General features: G+C 51.1%; 6 protein-coding genes. 5 read left to right on the top strand and 1 reads right to left on the bottom strand.

The window, feature by feature from the left end:
* The 4 genes from JW953_16610 to JW953_16595 all read left to right on the top strand — a co-directional run.
* Positions 1–297 (top strand): carbohydrate ABC transporter permease (locus JW953_16610; GenBank protein MBN1994322.1); only part of this gene is annotated, 297 nt, incomplete at its 5' end.
* 7 nt (positions 298–304) lie between these two features.
* Positions 305–1,231: an endo alpha-1,4 polygalactosaminidase gene (locus JW953_16605; GenBank protein MBN1994321.1), complete on the top strand. Its 927-nt coding sequence runs from the start codon at positions 305–307 to the stop codon at positions 1,229–1,231.
* A 27-nt stretch (positions 1,232–1,258) separates the two neighbouring features.
* Positions 1,259–2,191, top strand: a complete 933-nt coding sequence (locus JW953_16600) for a class II fructose-bisphosphate aldolase (protein MBN1994320.1) — start codon at positions 1,259–1,261, stop codon at positions 2,189–2,191.
* A complete protein-coding gene (locus tag JW953_16595; GenBank protein MBN1994319.1) occupies positions 2,188–3,705 on the top strand; it encodes a hypothetical protein in 1,518 nt (505 codons plus the stop codon). The genes JW953_16600 and JW953_16595 overlap by 4 nt, the downstream gene beginning before the upstream one ends.
* Before the next feature lie 179 nt (positions 3,706–3,884).
* Here the strand turns inward: JW953_16595 and JW953_16590 are convergent, their stop codons facing one another.
* Positions 3,885–5,075: a DDE-type integrase/transposase/recombinase gene (locus tag JW953_16590; protein MBN1994318.1), complete on the bottom strand. Its 1,191-nt coding sequence runs from the start codon at positions 5,073–5,075 to the stop codon at positions 3,885–3,887.
* 644 nt (positions 5,076–5,719) lie between these two features.
* Between JW953_16590 and JW953_16585 the strand changes: the two genes are divergently transcribed.
* Positions 5,720–6,141 (top strand): hypothetical protein (locus JW953_16585; GenBank protein ID MBN1994317.1); only part of this gene is annotated, 422 nt, incomplete at its 3' end.

The raw sequence follows: 6,141 nt of genomic DNA, 5'->3' as shown, positions 1-6,141 counted from the left end.
TCGGAGTGGCAGCTTTACTGGCGGATTGTGCTGCCGCAACTTGGCGCGCCGCTGGCAACGCTGGGTACGCTAACCTTTATGGCCAATTGGAACGCCTACTTGTGGCCGATGGTGGTAATCACCGATATAGAACACCGTACCCTGCCCATCATTTTAACCTGGTACAATTCGGCGCATAGTAGCCGGACTAACCTCACTATGACGGCTACGGTGTTGGTTATCATTCCAATTCTGATTGTTTACTTTTTTGTTCAACGCTGGATTGTCCAGGGTTTCACCATGAGTGGCCTCAAGTAAAAAGACTATGGTATCTAAGGCATATCAGTATACAAGAGAGATTATTGGGCTGGTGCTTCTGCTGGTTAGCTTGTCGGCATGCGGCGCTCGTCCTCAGACTTCTGAGCCTGACTGGCTGGCCGTGAACGATTTTTTGTACCAGATTCAGCGGGCCAATGCCCAGCACATCGCTGAAACCAAATTTGACCTGGCGGTGGTCAGCATTGCCATAGCCGGTAACTCGCCGGAAACCATCTCCACGCTCAAACAAAATTCCGGCGATGAGAAATTGATACTGGCCTACATAAGTATCGGTCAGGCCGAAACGTATCGCCATTACTGGCAGCCGGAATGGGTAAACAACCCGCCGGCCTGGCTTGATGAGCCGGACGAGGTTTGGGCCGGTGATTACTGGGTGAAATATTGGGACCCGGAATGGCAGTCTATCATCTACGGCCATCCGGAGAGTTATCTGGATCAGATCATTGCCTTGGGTTTTGACGGCATCTACCTGGATCGTATTGATGCTTATGAGTATTATCAAGAAAAAGGGCGCAATACCGCCGCCCGCGAAATGGCCGATTTTGTGATAGAGTTGGCCGAATATGCCCGCAAAAAGCACCCGGGCTTTGGCGTGTTCCCTCAGAACGAGGAAATTTTGGGCTTGATGTTTCCCGATTATCTGGACACCGTCACCGGTATCGGCATAGAAGACATGTACTACGGTTATCCCCGTGACCACCAGGCCAGCCCCGCCGATTGGACGGCCTACCGCGAGGCGATTCTGGACCAGTGGGTTGAGGCCGGGAAATTGGTTTTGACCATTGATTACACTTCTCACCCCGAGCAAATAGCCGATGCGTACAAACGATCACGGGCGCGGGGTTATGTGCCCTACGTCGCCGATCGTTCTTTGGGGCGGCTACGAATCAATGCCGGTTTCGAGCCGGATTAAATTTTATCTTCAGTAGGAGACGTAAAAATGAGTTTGAACACCGCAGATATTATGCATAATGCTTGCCGGGCAGGGCTGGTTGTGCCCGCCTTCAATATACCTTATTTGCCCATGATGGAACCGGTGATACAGGCGCTGGTAGATGAAGATGTGTTTGGCCTGATTGAAGTGGCGCGGCTGGAATGGATTAAATTTGAGGCGCGGAGTCTTGGTGATGTAGCCAAAGAGTTTGCTCGTTTGGCGCAACCTGGTTATACCCGGTTGCATCTGGATCATGTGCCGGTAATTGATGAAGACAACCGGCGCGTTGATTACTTGTCTATTATTAAAGAAGCCATTGATCTGGAGTATCAATCGGTCATGATTGATGGTTCTCGTTTGAGTTTGGAGGAGAATATTGAGGCAACCCGGCAAGTTGCTCAATTGGCCCATGCCGCCGGGATACCCTGCGAAGCCGAGTTGGGCGCTGTTTTAGGCCACGAGGCCGGCCCGCCTCCACCCTACGAAGAATTATTTGCTTCCGGACGGGGGTTTACAGATATTGAGGAATCGCGACGTTTTGTAGCAGAATCCGGCTGCGATTGGCTATCGGCTGCGGTTGGCAATATTCACGGCGCTATCTCGGGGGTTTTGAAAGATCAGAAAAAAATAGAAGCAAGGCTTGACATCAAACACATTCAAAAAATTTATAAAGCCACAGGTATTCCGTTGGTATTGCACGGTGGTTCAGGGGTACAGCGATCTTATTTACTTGAGGCAATCAAACATGGAATAGCCAAGGTAAACATCGGTACTGAGATTCGTCAGGTGTATGAGCAAGCTTTACAAACAACCGGCAACACCTTGCAGGCGCAAAAAGCCACCTGCCAGCGAACTTCGTGGCTTCTGCGAGATTACTTTTCTATTTCCGGCACGAGACGAAAGGCTATTGGAGAATTGATTGAGGAGAATCCATCATGAGTTTGTTAGGGATTGACGTGGGTACAACCGGGGTTAAAGCCGTTGCTTACTCTGAAAAAGGGCAACTATTGGCCCAGGCCTATGAGGAATATGATATAGTGCGCACCTCGCCGGGATGGGCCGAACTGGATGCTGCCGGCGTGTGGCAGAAAACGCGGCAAACCATTCGCCGGGTGGCCTCAATTGCCAAATCCGACCCCATTCGCGCGATTTCTGTTTCGTCACTGGGCGAGGCGATGGTTCCGGTTACATATGATCGTCAAATCCTTGGGCCTTCTATTGTGCCAAGTTTTGATCGACGTGGAGAAGCCTATCTTCAACATCTGGCCGATACGCTGCCTGAAGAACGGCTCTATGCGCTAAACGGAAATTCATTGGGCAACAACTACAGCCTGACCCGGCTAAAATGGCTGCAAACGCGCCAGCCCGACCTCTATCAACGTACAGACCAATTTCTTTTGTGGGGCAGTTTTGTTTTGTTTATGCTGGGAGCGCAGCCGGCGGTTGATTTTTCGCTGGCCAATCGCACCCTGCTGTTTGATGTGGATAAAGAAACCTGGTCTGATGAGTTATTGGCCTGGGCCGAACTGGATCGGACCAAGTTACCCGCAACAGTCCCGTCGGGCGCAGTGATTGGTTCAATTTCCCAGGATATGGCAGCGGAATTGGGTATCTCGGCCAGGGCAGTGCTTGTGTCCGGCGCGCACGACCAGTGCGCCAATGCTGTTGGCTGCGGCGTTGTCGAAGCCGGTCTCGCCGTGTATGGTATGGGCACTTTTTTTTGCATTACGCCTGCATTCAGGCAGCGCCGCAAGCCGGAGATTATGCTGGCGCGAGGGCTTAACACCGAACATCACGCGGTACCCGGCTTGTTTGCCAGTTTTATTTACAACCAGGGCGGTATTCTTGTAAAATGGTTTCGGGACACATTTGCAGCCGCTGAATATCGGCATGCCCGGCAGTCCGGCGCCAATATTTACGATACCCTCTTTACCGAAATACCCCCCGGTCCCAGCCCCATTATGGTACTCCCCCACTTCTCTCCTACAGGCCCCCCTGAGTTCATCACTGACAGCCGGGGTGTGATGGTGGGGCTGCAACTGGATACAACACGCGGCGATATTCTGAAAGGCATCATCGAAGGCGCCTCATTCTATCTAAAAGAAATTGTTGATTCGCTCCCCCCGACAGGAATCAAAATTCAAGAATACCGGGCCACCGGAGGCGGGGCGCGGTCTGATCGGTGGGTGCAAACCGTGGCCGATATCATGGGCCGGCCCGTGATCCGGCCAGAAAATACCGAGGCAGGTGCGCTGGGGGCCGCCATTATTGCCGGGGTGGGCAGCGGCGCATTTGCCTCTTATCAAGAGGGGGTTGAGGCTATGGTGCGGCTGGATCGCACATTTGAGCCGGATTTGTCAATGCACCAACGCTATGCCCGGCGTTTTCAAAAATATCAACAATTGTGGCCATTGATGCAAGATTATTTACAAAATTTGCCAATAGACAATTGAAAAAGGAATTGTGCCTCTAGTACACAGTGTTATGTATAATCCGGTATCAAGTTGAGTTTGGCTAACTTGCTTCTTTTTGAGTGTCATTTGCCATAAAAGGGGCGGTTGCTAAACCTGGTTTGTGGAAATAAAAAAAGCCGGTCGGTTAGGCCGGTTTTTTGCTGGTGGGGCGGTTAATTTTAAGCGCTAACTTGGCGCTCAAAATCAACCCGGCATGTCGATTGTGACCACAACCACCAGTGAGAATCCTCCGGGATAGTCTCGGGAATGGGAACATCGGCGATGGAGGGGAGTTGTGAAGTCATTTCAATGATACCTTTTATGCATAGAATTTGGTTGTATTTTACCGCAGGCTTCAGCATATAGCTGTCAGTAATCAAGACATCGTAGCAAAAAGATAGAACCTTAACAAACGAATAATCATCAGAACATCGTGGCAAGGAAAGCTCTGGTCTGAGCCAGGGCGTGTTACTGTGCCCACCACAAGGGCGACCAACAAATCGGCTACCGTAGTGGGACGTGGTTCGACTGGGCGAGGTAGGACAGGCTCCTTGAGGGAGAAAGGATGTTCGACCAAGCACTGTCGAGTTGATACATCTGGAGCGTAGTCGTAGACACGCAAGGTCGCTTCGTTGGTCTGTAAATCCAGCGTGACCCAAACGTCGGGGTTGTGCGGTCAGTACGGGCCAGGTCATATTGAGTACGGAGATGGTTTTATTCGGGGCGACCTGGCGGATAAAGTGTACCCGTCCTGCGGTCAACGGTAATTTGTCCGGAGCGAGTTGAAAATCAGGCGCGAGTTTGGGTTGAGTTGAGCGCAGATGAACCTCAGCCGGACACTGACCTTGCAAGGCAGAATGATGGGGGCTATGCCGATAAGCGTTGAAGAAGGTGTCGGCATGGTTTTGGACATCGGCCTGATTGGCCAGATTGGTTTTAGCCCAGACGTGTTGGTTATAATCCTGGTGGAAGCGTTCGACAAAGCCATTACTTTCAGGATGGTAAAATGGGCTAAAAACCAGTTCTGTCCCCACGGCCAAAGCGAGCCGGACGACGACGCCTAATACCCCTGGGTGGGTAAAACCGCCACTGAAACACCCTTCATTGTCCATCTGGGTATATTGGCTGCGGCCAATAATCTGCCAAACGTAAATCAGAAACTTGGCCGCATCTTGTGCTCGACGCCGCGTAAAGGACTGACCGGCCGGATAGCGCGAGACCACATCGATGGCGTTGAAACAGGCGATGGCTTGTCCGCCAGATAAGTAATGCGGCACAATATCCACCTGGCAAAGTTGACCCGGTTGGCTGGGCTGCAAATGAGGATAGTGCACGACCTCCTCACCGGCACAGACTTTGGGGCGGGTCATGCCCGCCGTGCGTAATACGCGGGTAATGCTGGCCGTGCGCTGGGCAGAGCTTTTACTTGCTTCCTCTTCAGCCGTCCTCGCACTGCCGCTGGCCCAATGTAACGCAAATCGCTGCCCTGAGCCGCTTCCGCCTCCAACTCACTCCGTGCCTGGCAAATCGCCTGTTTAACTCCCAGCGAAAGTTGTGTCGGATAATGCCGGGGCACCCGAGACCGACTGGACAAACCAGCCCAGCCTGCCCGTTGATAATCCCCACCACTTGTTGACCCACGACACCGAACGCTGTAATTGTTTCGCAACCTCGGACGTGGGTATACCACTGCGTTTTAGGTGAATAGCCGTCTTGCGAACTTCTGTCCATTCTTGCTCAGTCATGCTTATACCTCCATACTCCAAAGTGACTGCTGATAAGTATGACTGGTTTCTCGCTTTCTGGCTAGATACCACGATGTCTTGATTATTCGTTTGTTAAGGTTCTACACGATGTCCTGATTATTTATCAGGTTATTCTTGCCACGATGTCCTGATTACTGACATATAGCCAATATGTGAAGTCAACCTACCGTAAACTCACGCAGTGATTCGACGTCAGCAATTCCCGGTTTGGAAAACTAGAGAAGAGAAGATTTAGGCCAGGAACCAGGATGAGGGTAAAATCAAGGCAAAAAGGGATCAATAGAATGGTTCAACCGATAACAACGAAGAGTTTATTGAAGACGGTACGAAGTGGATTTGAGCCAATAGCAGACCACAGAGCAGGCAATGCGAGTATCAGTCTGAGTGATGCCTTGATGTCGGGCTTTGGGATGTTCTCGTTAAAGGATAGCTCCCTGCTTGAATTTGACGATAGACGAAGCACAGACGAGGATTTAAGGAAAATCTATGGGCTGGAAAAGGTACCGAGCGACACGCAAATGCGGACCATTGTGGACCCGGTATCAGCAGAGGCGATAAAGCCGATATTTAAGGATGTATACCAGGTAGTGAAGCAGAATAATGGGATATTGGAGGAGTTGAAGTTTCTGGGGCATTATCTGGTCAGTTTGGATGGGAGTGGTTATTTTTC

Source organism: Anaerolineae bacterium, assembly GCA_016931895.1.
Lineage (GTDB): Bacteria > Chloroflexota > Anaerolineae > 4572-78 > J111 > JAFGNV01.
The sequence above is the reverse complement of the archived record's forward strand: the minus strand, read 5'-3'. Positions and strand labels throughout refer to the sequence as shown.